This window comes from Ruegeria sp. BH6, from assembly GCF_056538105.1.
On the sequence record NZ_JBQFSR010000001.1, the window covers coordinates 372,707 to 387,188 of the forward strand.

Here is a 14,482-nt window from a genome sequence, read left to right on the forward strand (position 1 = left end):
GATGATCGGACTTGAACACTATCTTACGGTCGCGGCGACACTGTTCGTCATCGGCATCTTCGGTCTCTTTCTGAACCGCAAGAACGTCATCATCCTGCTGATGAGCATCGAACTGATGCTGCTGGCGGTGAATATCAACCTTGTGGCGTTTTCCAGTTTCCTCGGCGATCTGGTCGGGCAGGTGTTTACGCTGTTCGTGCTGACCGTTGCAGCGGCCGAGGCGGCGATTGGTCTGGCCATTCTGGTCTGCTTCTTCCGTAACCGCGGCACCATCGCGGTTGAAGACGTCAATATGATGAAGGGGTAAGAGAACATGGAAACTACCATCCTCTTTGCCCCGCTGGTGGGCGCGCTGCTTTGCGGGTTCGGCTGGCGATTCATTGGCGAAAAGGCCGCGATGTGGACCGCCACCGGCCTGCTGTTTCTGGCCTGTTTGCTGTCGTGGATCGTGTTCTTCACCTTTGACGGGGTGACCCAGCAGGTCGAGATCATGCGCTGGATCGAGAGCGGCTCGCTCTCGACAAGCTGGGCCGTGCGTTTGGACCGGCTGACCGCGATCATGCTGATCGTGGTGACGACCGTATCGGCGCTCGTGCACCTGTATTCCTTTGGCTATATGGCCCATGATCCGCAATGGCGCGAAGGCGAGAGTTATAAGCCGCGCTTCTTTGCCTATTTGTCCTTCTTCACCTTTGCCATGCTGATGCTGGTGACGGCGGATAATCTGGTTCAGATGTTCTTTGGCTGGGAAGGCGTGGGTGTCGCGTCTTACCTGCTGATCGGCTTCTACTACCGCAAGCCATCGGCCAACGCAGCGGCGATGAAAGCGTTCATTGTCAACCGGGTGGGCGACTTTGGCTTTGCGCTGGGGATTTTTGCGCTGTTCTTCTTGACGGACAGCATCAATTTTTCCGACATTTTCGCGTCGGCCCCTGAGCTAGCGGAAACGCAACTGCACTTCCTGTGGGGTGAGTGGAACGCCATCGAAGTGATTTGTGTGCTGCTGTTCATCGGTGCGATGGGTAAATCGGCGCAGCTGATCCTGCACACCTGGTTGCCGGATGCGATGGAAGGCCCGACACCGGTGTCGGCACTGATCCACGCTGCGACCATGGTGACTGCAGGTGTCTTCCTGGTGTGCCGCATGTCGCCGCTTATGGAGTTCGCACCGGGTGCGACCGGGTTCATCACCGTACTGGGCGCCTCGACCGCGTTTTTCGCCGCAACTGTGGGTCTGGTGCAGACCGACATCAAGCGCGTCATCGCCTATTCGACATGTTCGCAGCTGGGCTACATGTTCGTGGCCGCCGGTGTGGGCATGTATTCGGCTGCGATGTTCCACCTGTTCACGCACGCGTTCTTCAAGGCGCTGCTGTTCCTTGGGGCCGGTTCGGTGATCAACGCTATGCATCACGAGCAGGAAATGACCGAATACGGCGGTCTGCGTAAGAAAATCCCTTATACCTTCTGGGCGATGATGATCGGGACACTGGCTATTACCGGCGTTGGTATTCCGCTGACCACCATCGGGTTCGCCGGGTTCCTGTCCAAGGATGCCATCATCGAGAGTGCCTATGCTGGTGGGTCGGCCTATGGCTTCTGGCTGCTTGTGATCGCGGCTGCGTTCACTTCGTTCTACAGCTGGCGCCTGATCTTCCTGACTTTCTATGGCGAGCCGCGTGGTGATCAGCATACGCATGAGCATGCGCATGAAAGCCCGATGACCATGTTGATTCCTTTAGGCGTGCTGTCCTTGGGTGCGGTCTTTGCCGGGATGATCTGGTATGGCAACTTCTTTGGTCATGCGGACAAAGTCGGCAAGTTCTATGGCATTCCGGTGGCCGAGGCGTCGGAGCATGCCGAGGCGGGCGATCATGGCACTGCGGATTCACATGCGGATGATACACACGCTGATGAGGGGCACGCAGAAGATACTCATGCCGATGATGGACACGGCGAGAAGGATGCGCATGGCGGTGATCACCACTATGTCTTTGCGGGTGAGCCGGGCGAGGGCGCGATCTATATCGCGCCGGACAACCATATTCTGGACGATGCGCATGCCGCCCCGAAATGGGTCAAGGTCTCACCCTTTGTCGCGATGGCGCTGGGTTTTGTCATGGCCTATTGGTTCTATATCGTGAACCCGTCCCTGCCGGGACGTCTGGCACAGAACCAGCGACCGCTTTACCTGTTCCTGCTGAACAAGTGGTACTTTGACGAGATCTACGATGCGATCTTTGTCAAACCCACCGTTGCGCTTGGTCGGTTCCTGTGGAAACGCGGTGACGGCAATACTATCGACGGCTTCCTGAACGGGGTTTCGATGGGCGTAATTCCCTTCTTTACCCGCCTCGCAGGCAAGGCACAGACGGGCTACATCTTTACTTATGCCTTCTGGATGGTTCTGGGTATCGCTGCCCTGGTCACCTGGATGTCGATCGGCGGAGGCGCACACTAATGGATAATATCCTCTCGATCGTCACCTTTATTCCGGCAGTGGCGGCAGGCATCCTGGCCCTGTTCCTGCATGGTGACGACGCGGCTGCGCAGCGCAACGCGAAATGGGTTGCACTGGTGGCGACCACGGTGACCTTCCTTGTCTCGATCGGTATCTACACAGGGTTTGATCCGTCCAATACTGGCTTTCAGATGGTGGAAGAGGCCGAGTGGCTGCTGGGTCTGAAATACAAGATGGGTGTAGACGGTATCAGCGTTCTGTTCGTACTGCTGACCACTTTCATCATGCCGCTGACCATTCTGGCCAGCTGGCAGGTCACCGACCGCGTCAAAGAATACATGATCGCCTTCCTGCTGCTGGAAACGCTGATGCTGGGCGTATTCATGGCGCTGGATCTGGTCCTGTTCTATCTGTTCTTCGAGGCCGGCCTGATCCCAATGTTCCTGATCATCGGCATCTGGGGTGGGGCGAACCGGATTTACGCAAGCTTCAAGTTCTTCCTCTATACTTTCCTGGGCTCGGTGCTGATGCTGGTGGCGATGGTTGCGATGTATTCCGATGCAGGCACAACTGATATCGAAGCCTTGATGAGCCACCATTTCTCGTCCGAAGGGTTCAGCGTGCTGGGCGTTTATATCGTCGGCGGTATGCAGACGTTGATGTTCCTGGCCTTCTTTGCCTCGTTTGCGGTGAAAATGCCGATGTGGCCGGTTCATACCTGGCTACCTGACGCACACGTTCAGGCGCCGACTGCAGGCTCGGTTGTGCTGGCGGCGATCCTGCTGAAGATGGGCGGCTATGGCTTCCTGCGGTTCAGTCTGCCGATGTTCCCAGTCGGGTCAGCGGTGATGACCGATCTGGTCCTGTGGATGTCGGCCATCGCAGTAGTCTACACCTCGCTGGTGGCGCTGGTGCAGGAGGATATGAAAAAGCTGATCGCTTATTCCTCGGTTGCTCATATGGGCTTTGTGACTATGGGTATCTTTGCTGCGAACCAGCAGGGTATTGACGGCGCGATCTTCCAGATGCTCAGCCACGGGTTTATCTCGGCCGCGCTCTTCCTGTGTGTCGGTGTCATCTATGACCGGATGCACACGCGTGACATCGACGCTTATGGCGGTCTGGTGATCCGCATGCCCGCATACGCGCTGGTCTTCATGCTGTTCACAATGGCCAATGTCGGCCTGCCGGGTACATCCGGGTTCATCGGTGAATTCCTGACGCTGATGGGCGCGTTCCAGGTCAATACCTGGGTGACGGCTGTGGCTGCATCTGGCGTGATCTTCTCGGCTGCCTATGCGTTGTGGCTGTATCGCCGGGTCGTGTTTGGCGATCTGATCAAGGAAAGCCTCAAGGCAATGACGGACATGAGCTCGCGCGAGCGGTTGATCTTTGCGCCGCTGATCGTGATGACCATCCTGTTGGGCGTTTACCCGTCGCTGGTAACCGATGTGATCGGCAATTCGACCGCCGCGCTGATTTCGAACTATGACTCGGCTCTGGCCGCGGCTGAGGCCGCGACCCAGACGGCCGCCTCGCATTAAGGGAGCTTTGGAGACATGATCCAGGCTGATCTGACAATAATCCTGCCGGAAATCGTTCTGGCCGTGTATGCGATGGTCGCCCTGATTGGGGCAGTTTACACGACGAAAGACGCGCTGGCGCCAATTCTGGTGTGGACGACGGCGGGGCTAATGGCGCTGCTGTCCTTCTGGATTGCAACCAATGGCGATGGCACCAACGTGGCGTTCAACGGGATGTTCGTCGATGACGGGTTCTCGCGGTTTGCCAAGGTCGCGATCCTGCTGTCGGCTGCGGCTGTTCTGGTGATGAGCCAGGAATATATGACCCGCCGCGATCTGTTGCGGTTCGAATACCCGTTGCTGGTGGCGCTGGCTGCTGTCGGTATGATGATGATGGTCAGCGCAGGCGATCTGATGTCCTTGTATATGGGGCTGGAGCTGCAATCCCTGTCGCTGTACGTCGTGGCTGCGTTGCGTCGTGACAGCGCCAAATCAACTGAGGCCGGTCTGAAGTACTTCGTACTGGGTGCGCTCAGTTCGGGGCTGCTGCTGTATGGTGCATCGCTTGTTTATGGCTTTACCGGCACGACGCTGTTTTCGGGCATCATCCAAACGGTCCACCATGACGACATCTCGGTTGGTCTGCTGTTCGGCCTGATCTTCCTGATCTCGGGCCTTGCCTTCAAGGTTTCGGCTGTGCCCTTCCATATGTGGACGCCGGACGTGTACGAAGGATCGCCCACGCCGATCACCGCCTTCTTTGCTACCGCACCAAAAGTGGCAGCGATGGCGCTGTTTGCCCGCCTGATGCATGACGCCTTTGGTGGCGTAGTGAAAGACTGGCAGCAGGTGATCGTGCTGCTTTCGGTTCTGTCGATGCTGCTGGGTGCGGTTGCCGCGATTGGTCAGCGCAATATCAAGCGGCTGATGGCGTTTTCGTCGATTGCCCATATGGGTTATGCGCTGATCGGTCTGGCAGCGGGTACGGAAATGGGCATCAAAGCGATGCTGATGTATCTGGCAATTTACGTGACCATGAATATCGGCACCTTTGCCTTCATCCTGATGATGGAACGCGATGGCAAACCCGTCACTGATATCGATGCGCTGCGCCAGTTTTCTAAACGCGATCCGGGTAAGGCCTTGGCTGTTCTGATCCTAATGTTCAGCCTTGCTGGCGTTCCGCCAATGTTGGGCTTTTTCGCCAAGTTCGGCGTCTGGCAGGCTGGTATCAGCGCGGGTCTGACCGGGTTGGTGATCGTGTCGGCCATCGCCTCTGTGATCGGTGCGTTCTATTACCTACGGATCGTGTTCTACATGTATTTCGGGGCCGAGAACGAGGATCCGATCGAAACCCACTCGACCCCGGTTCTGTGGGTCGCGCTGATGGGGTCGGCGGCGTTGATGCTGGTGGGCGTTTTCTATCAGTTCGGCATCGAAGGCGCGGCTGCGGCTGCGGCAGCGACGCTTGTCAACTGACGTGTTTAACATCCAATTACAGGGGGCTCGGTCAAAAGGCCGGGCCTTTTTGACGTGACTGATTGGCCGCAAGGATACGGACTGCACATCGTGCAGGAAGTCGACAGTACATTGAATGAGGCCGCCCGGCTTGCCCCGACGGCGCCGGGCCCTGTGTGGATCATGGCGCATCACCAGACGGCGGCGCGGGGACGACGGGGTAGGGCGTGGGCCAACCCCAAGGGCAACCTGGCGGCGACCTTGTTAATGCGACCGCAGGGTAATCCGGAACAAGCGGCCTTGCGCAGCTTTGTGGCGGCCTTGGCGCTGTTCGACGCCTGTGTCGCGGTCACCGGTCGCGCCGACGGGCTGTCATTGAAGTGGCCCAACGACGTGCTGCTGAACGGGGGCAAGCTGGCGGGTATCTTGCTGGAAAGCACCGGAAAGGGCGGGGGCGTGTCGTATCTGTCGATTGGCATCGGTGTAAATCTTTCCGAGGCACCCCCAGCCTATGCGGTGGAACAAAGCGCGGTGCGGCCAGTCTCTCTGTTGTCGGAAACCGGTGCCGCAGTGCTGCCCGAGGATTTTCTGACCGAATTGGCCGCGGCTTATGCACAATATGAAATTCAGTTCGTGACCTACGGGTTCGAACCGATCCGCACTGCCTGGCTGTCTCGTGCCGCTCGCTTGGGTGAAGTGATCACCGCGCGAACCTCGACATCTGAAACGGTTGGAACCTTTGAAACCGTGGACTCGGGCGGCAACCTTGTCCTAAAGACCGCAAAAGGCCGTGTCAGCATTCCTGCGGCGGACGTGTACTTCTAAAGGGGGCTCAGATGCTTCTGGCTATCGACTGCGGCAACACCAATACCGTTTTCTCGATCTGGGACGGCGAAAAGTTCCTGTGTACCCTGCGCACCTCGACCCATCATTCGCGTACGGCGGATGCCTATTTCACTTGGTATTCGACGCTGGTGAAACATTACGGGATCGAAGCGGAGATCACTGACGTGGTGATCGCCTCGACCGTGCCGCGTGTGGTCTTTAACCTGCGTATTTTTGCTGATCGCTTCTTTGGGTGTCGGCCGCTGGTTGTGGGCAAGCCTGAATGCCTGTTGCCCGTGGCACCGCGCATTGACGAAGGAACAATCCCCGGCCCGGACCGGCTGGCCAATGCCGTGGGCGCGTTTGACCGCCATGGCGGCGATGTTGTTGTGGTCGATTTCGGGACGGCCACGAATTTCGATGTAGTGGCCCACGACGGGGCCTATGTTGGCGGCATCATTGCACCGGGTGTGAACCTCAGCCTTGAGGCACTGCACCAAGGCGCGGCTGCTTTGCCGCATATCGACATTACCCGCCCGGAAAAGGTGATTGGTACGAATACGGTTGGATGTATCCAGTCCGGCGTGTATTGGGGCTATTCCGGCTTGATCGAGGGGCTGATTGCCCGGATCAAGGCAGAATACGGCATGCCGATGAAAGTGGTCGGCACCGGTGGGCTTGCGCCTTTGTTCGATCAGGCGGATGTCGGGTTTGACGCGATCGAAGAAGATCTGACGATGCACGGGCTGACCGTGATCCATCGCTATAACAAGGATAATGGCTCGACATGAGCAGTGAACGACTGATCTATTTGCCGCTGGGTGGTGCCGGCGAAATTGGCATGAATGCGTATGTCTATGGCTATGGAAAGCCTGGGAAAGAGCGTCTGATCCTGGTGGATCTTGGCGTGACCTTTCCGGATATGGACACGACGCCGGGCGTTGATTTGATCCATGCCGATATCTCGTGGCTGCGCGAAAGGGCGGACCGGCTTGAGGCCGTATTCGTCACCCACGCGCACGAAGACCACGTCGGCGCCGTGGCCCATTGCTATGAGGCACTGGGCGCACCTGTTTATGCACGCGCCTTCACCGCCAACATTGCCCGTCGCAAGATGGAGGAACATGGCCACCCCGAGGACGCGGTCCGCACGGTATCGGCCTGGCCCGAGCAGGTCTCGGTCGGCCCCTTCACGATTGGCTTCCTGCCTGTGTCGCATTCGATCCCCGAAAGTGCTGCGCTGGTGATCGACACGCCCAAGGGGCGGATTGTGCATACTGGTGACTTCAAGCTGGATGAAAACCCCGTGGTGGGTGAGCCATTCGATCCCGATTTGTGGGCTGAGGTCGCGAAATCCGGTGTTAAGGCGCTGGTCTGTGACAGCACCAATGTGTTTTCTGGACATGCAGGTCGTTCGGAATCCGAGGTCGGCCCCGAGATCACCAAGCTGGTTGAAAGCGCCGAAGGCATGGTTGTTGCGACCACCTTTGCGTCGAACGTGGCGCGGGTGAAAACACTGGCCGAAGCGGGCCAGCGCGCCGGGCGTTCGGTTGTGTTGCTGGGCCGCGCCATGCGGCGGATGATCGAAGCCGCGACTGAAACTGGAATCCTCACGGATTTTCCCAAGGTTGTCAGTGCCGAAGAGGCCGTGGACATGCCGCGCCAGAACCTGATGCTGATCGTGACCGGCAGCCAGGGCGAACGCCGCGCCGCCAGTGCCCAACTGGCGCGGGGCAAATACCGCGGGCTGGAGCTGAAAGAGGGTGATCTGTTCCTGTTCTCATCCAAAACCATCCCCGGAAATGAGCGCGGCGTGATTTTCATCATGAACCAGCTCAGCGAAAAGGGTGTGGATGTGGTGGATGACAGTTCAGGTCTGTACCACGTGTCCGGTCATGCCAACCGACCGGATCTTGAAAGAGTTCACGCCCTGATCGACCCACAGATGGTGATCCCGATGCACGGCGAGCATCGGCATTTGCGTGAACACACTAAACTGGCCGAGGCCGGTGGGCGTACGGGCATTCTGGCCGTCAACGGAACGATGGTTGACCTGACAGGCAATGCGCCGCAGGTGGTGGATTATATTGAAACCGGCCGCACTTATCTGGACGGCACCGTCAAGGTCGGGGCTCTGGACGGGATCGTGCGTGACCGTATTCGCATGGCTTTGAACGGGCACGTGACCGTGACGGTCATTCTGGACGAAGAGGACGAGCCGCTGGGTGAGCCGTGGTGCGACACGATGGGCTTGCCTGAAATCGGGACGTCGCGGGCGGCGCTGATTGAAGTGTTGGAAGAGGACCTGAACCAATTCCTGATGCGGGCCGATGCCAAGACGTTGCGCGACGATGACAAGCTGGAGGAAGCTTTGCGCCGCATCGTGCGCCAGACCGCCAAGTCAGAAATCGGTAAAAAGCCCGAGGTGACGACGGTTATCAGCCGGATGAGGTGACGCCTAGTCCGCGTCGGGCATGGGATAACCCTTGAGCTGCAAGAACAGGCTTTGTTCTTCGGTATGCAGGTATAGCGGCACGGTGGCGGGTGGTTCGGGATTTGTAGCCCGGGCCGCTATTTCCGCAAGAACGACCTCGGTAATGAAGGGCAGGTCCAGTTCGCGCGCGCGGTCCAGCGGGACCCATTGCAAATGGGACAGCTCATCCGACGCGCGGCTGAAATCATCCAGATCCCCCTGAACGGCGTTGGCATCGACCAGAAAGAACCGTGCGTCGAAACGGCGTGGGCGCCCCGGAGGGGTCACAGCACGGAACACAAATTGCAGCGCGCTGGCCGATGGGCGGTAACCCAAGTCGGCAAAGCCCTGCCAATCGTCCGGAACTGTGCCGCTCCACCCGCCGGGATCCCCCAGGATCAGCCCTGTTTCTTCCCACAATTCACGAATTGCGGCTGCGGCCAGTGCGTTTTGCAATCCCGGTTCGGACTTTTCGTCTAGCCTGTCGCTGCACAACGCGGGCAGGGGCGTGGCCAAAGGGACCGAGCTGTCCTCTGCATCGACGGCACCGCCGGGAAACACGAACTTATTGGGCATGAATACGGCCTTTGCACCGCGTTGCCCCATCAGGATGGACGGCTCGATCATACGATCTCGCAGAACGATGACCGTTGCCGCGTCCCGTATCGCTGATTTGTCGACTGTCATGTTCTGTGCGAGCCGATGAGCGAGGTCATTGCGCTTTTTCGAATCCGTGCATGCGACGAGCCCATTGGTACGCGACAACCGCCCCCTTCAGCCGAGGCAGCAGGAACAAGGACAGGGCCGTACAACCGATGGCAAAGATCAGGAACATGGTCATCGGTTCCGGGCGAAACTCTACATAAGACACGTGAAGGGCCGGTGCCATCAGGTGTCCGACCAGCAGAATGGTCAGGTACGCCGGACCGTCATCTGCCCGATGGTGAAACAGCTCTTGCCCACAAGAGTCGCAGCTGTCCTTGACCTTCAGATAGCCTTTCAGAACCTTGCCCTCGCCGCATTTGGGGCAGCGGCAGCGGAAGCCTTTGACCAAAGCAGGCCAAGTGGGGCGGTCATTCTCAGTCGTGGTGTCGATCGTTTGATCTGTCATTGTAAAACTCGCGCGTTCGTTTGAGCCGGATAATGCGCTTGTTTTGCCCTGAAAAAAAGAGGGGTGCGTCGCTTTGTGGCGTGGGGTGTTGGTAAAGGCCTGCAAAGTTTTTTGGATTTTTGCGACGGAAAGCATCCAGCCCTGCGTTTGAACTTATGTGAGCAGCGGCGATGGGGCCGCCAAACAGAGGGAAAACGACATGAAAAGCGCCAAATTCATTCCGGCCATCCTTATCTCGGCTATTGCAATCACAGGTACGTCCGTATTGGCGGCCGGACCAAAGGATCGTGAACCTGCAAGCTTTCAAGAACTGGATGCCAATGGTGACGGTCAACTGACGCAGGAAGAATTGGAGGCCCACCGCACGCAGCGATTCTCGAACGCTGACGCTGACGGCGACGGCAAACTGAGCGTCGAAGAAATGCAGGCCGCTGGCCAAAAACGCGCCAATGACCGCGTGACCAAGATGTTCGAAAAACACGACGCCAATCAGGACGGCTTTCTGAGTGAAGACGAGTTGCCCAAACCGCGCCGCGCTGGCAAGATGTTTGACCGTATCGACGCGGATAACAGCGGAACGATCTCGGAACAGGAATATGCCGATGCGAAAGAGCGGATGGGTCGCAAGCACAAGAAACACGGCAAGGCGGACTCTGACGACAGCTGATGAAGGATGGAGGATCTGACCTCTCCATTACAGGATGTCCGCGGCGCAGAATGTGCCGCGGATACGACAGACGATGCGTTGTTGCGGCAATTCGCGGGCGGCGACGCGGTGGCTGCCCGTCAGTTGACTGACCGGTTGGGGCCGCGTTGTTTTTCAGTCGCGATGCGAATGCTGGGCAACCGCGCCGAGGCCGAAGACGTAACGCAGGACGCCATGATGCGGCTGTGGCAGATGGCCCCAAAATGGGTGCCGGGGCAGGCCAAAGTGTCCACCTGGCTCTATCGCGTTACGCTGAACCTGTGTGTGGATGTGCAGCGCAAGAAAAGGCCGGACTGTCTGGACGATGTGCCAGAGCCCGAGGATGAAGACCTGAGCGCTACCGAGCGGCTACAAGAAGCGGCGCGTAAGGATGCGTTGCAATCAGCGTTGTCGCAATTGCCAGACCGCCAACGGCAAGCGGTGATTTTGCGGCATATCGAAGAACTGCCCAACCCTGAAATCGCCGGGATCATGGGCATTTCGACTGAAGCGGTAGAAAGCTTGACCGCGCGTGGAAAGCGCGCCTTGGCGGCAATACTGGCAGGACGGCAAGATGAACTGGGGTACGAAGATGGCTGAAGATGACATGAAATTGGACCAGTTGTTTGCTCAGGCACGGCAAGCCCGGCCGGAACTGCCCGATGATCTGGCGGTTCGCATTCTGACGGACGCCGAAACGGTGCGTCTTGACCGGATGAAACCTGCAGATCCACCACGTTCTGTCTGGGCGCGGCTGCTGGACGGGATCGGAGGCTGGCAGAGCATGGGTGGTTTGGTCGCGGCCAGTGCCGCAGGGGTTTGGATCGGATTTGCCGCGCCCGACTTTTTACCTGACCCGGCAACGATTGTTTTTCCGCAGGACACCAGCTTTGTGGTCGCTGACCTTGGCCTGGACACAACTTTTCTGGAGGACGCCGAATGAGCGGTAATGCCAAACCCAAAAGACGGTGGGTAACGGTTCTTTTGACCGTATCGCTGGCGCTGAACCTTTTGGTTGTCGGGGTCGCTTTGGGCACTGTTTACAGGGTCAAAGGCGGGCATCACGGCAAGGGTCCGCCCGGATTTGCCCCAACATTGTACCGGGCGCTGCCCAAAGAGGAACGGAAAGCGCTGCGCGGTGAGTTGTCTGAGCGGCATACCAAAGGGGCGAAGATGCGGTCGCAGGACTTTGCCGCGCTTGAGGCAGCCTTGCGCGCGGAACCGTTCGATCCCAAGACGGTGCAGGCGCTGCTGCAGCAACAGGCGCAAGCCATGGCCGAATTGCAAAGCGCATTACAGGATAAATGGCTGGACCGCATCACCGCGATGACTGACGCGGAACGTCAGGCTTACGCGGACCGGTTGCAGGAAGTGGTCGAGCGCAAGGCGCATGGGCGCAAGCACAAGGATTGATCGGTTCAGGCTGCGCTCTGCCGGACCCGAACCTGGTTGCGCCCAGCCGACTTGGCAGCATAAAGCGCGGTGTCGGCCGATTTGATCAGCCCCTCCAACCGGGGTAGTTGATGAGATTGCGACCACCCGTTTGGTTGGGCTGCGATTAGTCCGATGCTGATCGTGACCGGTATTGGGGCAGGGGCGTCTGGCAGCTCAAAAGGTTTGTCACGGATGCAATCACACAAGCTTCTTGCTAGTTTCAGTGCTTTAGCCTGCGTTGTTTCGGCGAGGCCAACCATGAACTCTTCGCCACCGAATCGTGCGATGAACCCGGCCGAGCCAATCGTTTGTTTCATCCGGGCCGCTGCCTCGGCCAGCACCAGATCCCCGCCCGTGTGGCCGAAGGTGTCGTTGATACACTTGAAGTGATCCAGGTCAGCCAGCATCACCGCAAAACCTTGTTCGGTCCGCGCAGCCTTGTGCATGATCTGATCCATCGCGTGCATCGCATATCGGCGATTGTGCAGGCCGGTTAACGGATCGACCCAGGAATCCTCCAACCCGCGCCTGAGCGACGCGCGCATCTGGTCCAACCGGGCCTTTCGCACAATCTGGTTTTCCAGGCGAAACAGCGTTTCTTCGGGGCAGAAACTACCCATGCAAATCGCGTCGGCACCCCGATCAAGCGCTTCGGATGCCAATTCGGTATTCTCTTCCTCAAGAACACCAATCAGAACCGTATGCCGCGTAGTGCCTCGTGATTTCAGATCGGCCAGCAGTTTGAGGTCCGACGGGTTTGCACTGACCTCGAACACGATGGCATCAGGGACAGGTCCCGACAGAATACCCCGAAGGTTGGATGTTGTATGAGCGGATAGGTTGTGCGGTGTCTGCTTGAATAGGGCCTTTTTCCACAAAGCGCTGGTGCATGACGATTGTGTCAGAATAGCGACTCGACCGGTTTTCGCAGGCATGATCAGCGCAGCGCTGGGTTCGGCAAATCCGATGGGGTGCGAACTGGTTCCAACCTGCAATTCTTGGGTATCGGCGCGCGCGCGCAACAGGCTGCGAACCCGCGCAAGCAGGAACGTATCCTTGAACGGGTGGGCCAAAACATCGTCCAACCCGTCAGCCAGCGCCTTCAACCGCGCGGCCTTGTCGTTTTGCTGTGCGATCGCAACCACCGGCACATCGGTCAAATCCGGGTCTGCCATGACAAGCTTCTTTACGTCAGCGGCAGTGCCGTCCGGCAAGGTTTGCGAGGTCAGTACCAGGTCGGGCCTGGCACGCCGTAAAAGTCCGGGCAGACCCCGAAGCCGTTCACCCTGAACAACGTGATACCAAGCCGCAGTTAGCTGAACCTTCAGCATGATGCGATTGGTTGAGGCCCCGTCGAGGACAAGGATGGTTCCCTGCACGGACATATCAGTCACCATTGATTGCATGCGTTGCTAAAGTGTTTATGAGTCTGGTTAACAAACCCTTTCCAAGACCTGATCCGGGGCTACTTTATGTCAATCAACGCCCAATCTGCCGAAACGCTGGCGCTCAATGTTCTGGGTTGGCTGGTGGGCAATGAAGAATTGCTGCCAATTTTCCTTGGCTCAACCGGTGCATCGACACAGGACCTGCGCGAAAGAGCAGGCGAGCCCGAGTTTCTGGGGTCGGTGCTGGAGTTTCTTATGCTTGACGACTCGTGGGTAATCGCCTTCTGTGACGCGAATTCCGTGCCCTATGACCTGCCTGGACAGGCTCGCGCGGTTTTGTCCGGTGGCGCTGACGTCCACTGGACCTGACCCACAACTTTGCAGGAGCATGCAATGCCTATCGACGCGATCCTGTTCGACAAGGACGGCACCTTGTTTGACTTTGCCAACACCTGGGGGGCTTTCGGGCGCAATGTCGTGTTGCGCCTGGCCGACGGAGACCCTGCACGCGCTTCAGAATTGGGGCGTGTTATCGGCTTTGACCTGGAAAGGGCCACCTATTCCGAGGACAGCATCGTCATCGCCGGTACGGTTGATGAAATCGCCGAATCCTTGGTTCCGCATCTTCCCGACATGACGCAGGAAGATCTGGTCGATGTCCTGAACACCGAATCGGCGTCGGCTCCGCAGGCGCAGGCCGTGCCATTGGCCCCCTTTCTGGAAGGTTTGAAACAGGCTGGGCTAAAGCTGGGCGTGGCCACAAATGACGGTGAGATGCCAGCGAAACAGCATCTCTCATCGGTCGGGATTCGCGATCATTTTGACTTTGTCGCGGGCTATGACAGCGGCCACGGGTACAAACCAGGGCCCGGGCAGTTGCTTGCCTTTGCGACCCATGTAGGCGTGGCACCTGAACAGGTGGCCATGGTGGGCGACAGTCTGCACGACCTGCAAGCTGGTCGCGCTGCCGGGATGACGACAATTGCCGTTCTCACGGGCATGGCCCCGGCCGAAGCACTGGCGCCCATGGCGGATGTCGTGTTGCCGGATATCGGGCACATTCCCGACTGGCTGGCGAAAAACTGATCACGCTCCAGCCGATTTCGTCGCTTCGGGATAAAAAA

General features: G+C 58.3%; 16 protein-coding genes. 13 read left to right on the forward strand and 3 right to left on the reverse strand.

The window, feature by feature from the left end:
• Position 1 precedes the first annotated feature (1 nt).
• The 7 genes from nuoK to ACR0B8_RS01905 are packed head-to-tail and all read left to right on the forward strand — an operon-like array spanning position 2 to position 8,722.
• Positions 2-307 (forward strand): NADH-quinone oxidoreductase subunit NuoK, encoded by a 306-nt coding sequence (gene nuoK, locus ACR0B8_RS01875; RefSeq protein ID WP_005984024.1) that lies wholly within the window; start codon positions 2-4, stop codon positions 305-307.
• A gap of 6 nt (positions 308-313) precedes the next feature.
• Entirely contained in the window at positions 314-2,461 is a 2,148-nt protein-coding gene (nuoL, locus tag ACR0B8_RS01880) for an NADH-quinone oxidoreductase subunit L (RefSeq protein WP_170360159.1), read from the forward strand.
• Complete coding sequence (locus ACR0B8_RS01885) at positions 2,461-4,005, forward strand: NADH-quinone oxidoreductase subunit M (protein WP_170360156.1); 1,545 nt, start codon at positions 2,461-2,463, stop codon at positions 4,003-4,005. The genes nuoL and ACR0B8_RS01885 overlap by 1 nt, the downstream gene beginning before the upstream one ends.
• Positions 4,006-4,020: 15 nt before the next feature.
• Positions 4,021-5,463, forward strand: coding sequence for an NADH-quinone oxidoreductase subunit NuoN (gene nuoN, locus ACR0B8_RS01890; protein ID WP_170360154.1), 1,443 nt, complete (start codon positions 4,021-4,023; stop codon positions 5,461-5,463).
• Positions 5,464-5,517: 54 nt separating this feature from the next.
• Positions 5,518-6,267, forward strand: a complete 750-nt coding sequence (locus ACR0B8_RS01895; protein ID WP_170360152.1) for a biotin--[acetyl-CoA-carboxylase] ligase — start codon at positions 5,518-5,520, stop codon at positions 6,265-6,267.
• Between the two features lie 11 nt (positions 6,268-6,278).
• Positions 6,279-7,058, forward strand: coding sequence for a type III pantothenate kinase (locus ACR0B8_RS01900; protein ID WP_170360150.1), 780 nt, complete (start codon positions 6,279-6,281; stop codon positions 7,056-7,058).
• Positions 7,055-8,722, forward strand: a complete 1,668-nt coding sequence (locus ACR0B8_RS01905) for a ribonuclease J (RefSeq protein WP_170348172.1) — start codon at positions 7,055-7,057, stop codon at positions 8,720-8,722. The genes ACR0B8_RS01900 and ACR0B8_RS01905 overlap by 4 nt, the downstream gene beginning before the upstream one ends.
• 3 nt (positions 8,723-8,725) lie before the next feature.
• Here the strand turns inward: ACR0B8_RS01905 and ACR0B8_RS01910 are convergent, their stop codons facing one another.
• Both ACR0B8_RS01910 and ACR0B8_RS01915 read right to left on the reverse strand, forming a co-directional pair.
• Positions 8,726-9,427: an NUDIX hydrolase gene (locus ACR0B8_RS01910; RefSeq protein ID WP_170360146.1), complete on the reverse strand. Its 702-nt coding sequence runs from the start codon at positions 9,425-9,427 to the stop codon at positions 8,726-8,728.
• Positions 9,428-9,452: 25 nt separating this feature from the next.
• Positions 9,453-9,851 (reverse strand): DUF983 domain-containing protein, encoded by a 399-nt coding sequence (locus tag ACR0B8_RS01915; protein WP_170360144.1) that lies wholly within the window; start codon positions 9,849-9,851, stop codon positions 9,453-9,455.
• Between the two features lie 199 nt (positions 9,852-10,050).
• Between ACR0B8_RS01915 and ACR0B8_RS01920 the strand changes: the two genes are divergently transcribed.
• Genes ACR0B8_RS01920 through ACR0B8_RS01935 form a run of 4 tightly spaced genes read left to right on the forward strand, consistent with a single transcriptional unit; the run spans position 10,051 to position 11,949 of the window.
• Positions 10,051-10,518 (forward strand): EF-hand domain-containing protein, encoded by a 468-nt coding sequence (locus ACR0B8_RS01920; RefSeq protein ID WP_170348176.1) that lies wholly within the window; start codon positions 10,051-10,053, stop codon positions 10,516-10,518.
• 6 nt (positions 10,519-10,524) lie between these two features.
• Complete coding sequence (locus ACR0B8_RS01925; RefSeq protein ID WP_170360142.1) at positions 10,525-11,136, forward strand: RNA polymerase sigma factor; 612 nt, start codon at positions 10,525-10,527, stop codon at positions 11,134-11,136.
• Positions 11,111-11,479: a hypothetical protein gene (locus tag ACR0B8_RS01930; RefSeq protein ID WP_226688665.1), complete on the forward strand. Its 369-nt coding sequence runs from the start codon at positions 11,111-11,113 to the stop codon at positions 11,477-11,479. Before ACR0B8_RS01925 ends, ACR0B8_RS01930 begins: the two co-directional genes overlap by 26 nt.
• Positions 11,476-11,949: a periplasmic heavy metal sensor gene (locus tag ACR0B8_RS01935; RefSeq protein WP_226688664.1), complete on the forward strand. Its 474-nt coding sequence runs from the start codon at positions 11,476-11,478 to the stop codon at positions 11,947-11,949. The genes ACR0B8_RS01930 and ACR0B8_RS01935 overlap by 4 nt, the downstream gene beginning before the upstream one ends.
• Before the next feature lie 5 nt (positions 11,950-11,954).
• Here ACR0B8_RS01935 and ACR0B8_RS01940 read toward each other — a convergent pair whose 3' ends face one another.
• Positions 11,955-13,355, reverse strand: a complete 1,401-nt coding sequence (locus ACR0B8_RS01940; RefSeq protein WP_226688663.1) for a diguanylate cyclase — start codon at positions 13,353-13,355, stop codon at positions 11,955-11,957.
• 87 nt (positions 13,356-13,442) lie between these two features.
• On the opposite strand from ACR0B8_RS01940, the gene ACR0B8_RS01945 reads away from it, so the two are divergent.
• Both ACR0B8_RS01945 and ACR0B8_RS01950 read left to right on the forward strand, forming a co-directional pair.
• On the forward strand, positions 13,443-13,727 hold the full coding sequence (locus ACR0B8_RS01945; protein ID WP_170360136.1) for a DUF3572 domain-containing protein: 285 nt from the start codon (positions 13,443-13,445) through the stop codon (positions 13,725-13,727).
• A 24-nt stretch (positions 13,728-13,751) separates the two neighbouring features.
• On the forward strand, positions 13,752-14,444 hold the full coding sequence (locus ACR0B8_RS01950) for an HAD family hydrolase (RefSeq protein WP_170360134.1): 693 nt from the start codon (positions 13,752-13,754) through the stop codon (positions 14,442-14,444).
• Positions 14,445-14,482: the final 38 nt, after the last annotated feature.

Excerpts from the sequence above, each read along its gene's own strand:
- nuoK (WP_005984024.1), top strand. The coding sequence starts at position 2 with ATGATCGGACTTGAACACTATCTTACGGTCGCGGCGACACTGTTCGTC.
- nuoL (WP_170360159.1), top strand. The coding sequence starts at position 314 with ATGGAAACTACCATCCTCTTTGCCCCGCTGGTGGGCGCGCTGCTTTGC.
- ACR0B8_RS01885 (WP_170360156.1), top strand. The coding sequence starts at position 2,461 with ATGGATAATATCCTCTCGATCGTCACCTTTATTCCGGCAGTGGCGGCA.
- nuoN (WP_170360154.1), top strand. The coding sequence starts at position 4,021 with ATGATCCAGGCTGATCTGACAATAATCCTGCCGGAAATCGTTCTGGCC.
- ACR0B8_RS01900 (WP_170360150.1), top strand. The coding sequence starts at position 6,279 with ATGCTTCTGGCTATCGACTGCGGCAACACCAATACCGTTTTCTCGATC.
- ACR0B8_RS01905 (WP_170348172.1), top strand. The coding sequence starts at position 7,055 with ATGAGCAGTGAACGACTGATCTATTTGCCGCTGGGTGGTGCCGGCGAA.
- ACR0B8_RS01910 (WP_170360146.1), bottom strand. The coding sequence starts at position 9,427 with ATGACAGTCGACAAATCAGCGATACGGGACGCGGCAACGGTCATCGTT.
- ACR0B8_RS01915 (WP_170360144.1), bottom strand. The coding sequence starts at position 9,851 with ATGACAGATCAAACGATCGACACCACGACTGAGAATGACCGCCCCACT.
- ACR0B8_RS01920 (WP_170348176.1), top strand. The coding sequence starts at position 10,051 with ATGAAAAGCGCCAAATTCATTCCGGCCATCCTTATCTCGGCTATTGCA.
- ACR0B8_RS01925 (WP_170360142.1), top strand. The coding sequence starts at position 10,525 with ATGGAGGATCTGACCTCTCCATTACAGGATGTCCGCGGCGCAGAATGT.
- ACR0B8_RS01930 (WP_226688665.1), top strand. The coding sequence starts at position 11,111 with ATGAACTGGGGTACGAAGATGGCTGAAGATGACATGAAATTGGACCAG.
- ACR0B8_RS01935 (WP_226688664.1), top strand. The coding sequence starts at position 11,476 with ATGAGCGGTAATGCCAAACCCAAAAGACGGTGGGTAACGGTTCTTTTG.
- ACR0B8_RS01940 (WP_226688663.1), bottom strand. The coding sequence starts at position 13,355 with ATGTCCGTGCAGGGAACCATCCTTGTCCTCGACGGGGCCTCAACCAAT.
- ACR0B8_RS01945 (WP_170360136.1), top strand. The coding sequence starts at position 13,443 with ATGTCAATCAACGCCCAATCTGCCGAAACGCTGGCGCTCAATGTTCTG.
- ACR0B8_RS01950 (WP_170360134.1), top strand. The coding sequence starts at position 13,752 with ATGCCTATCGACGCGATCCTGTTCGACAAGGACGGCACCTTGTTTGAC.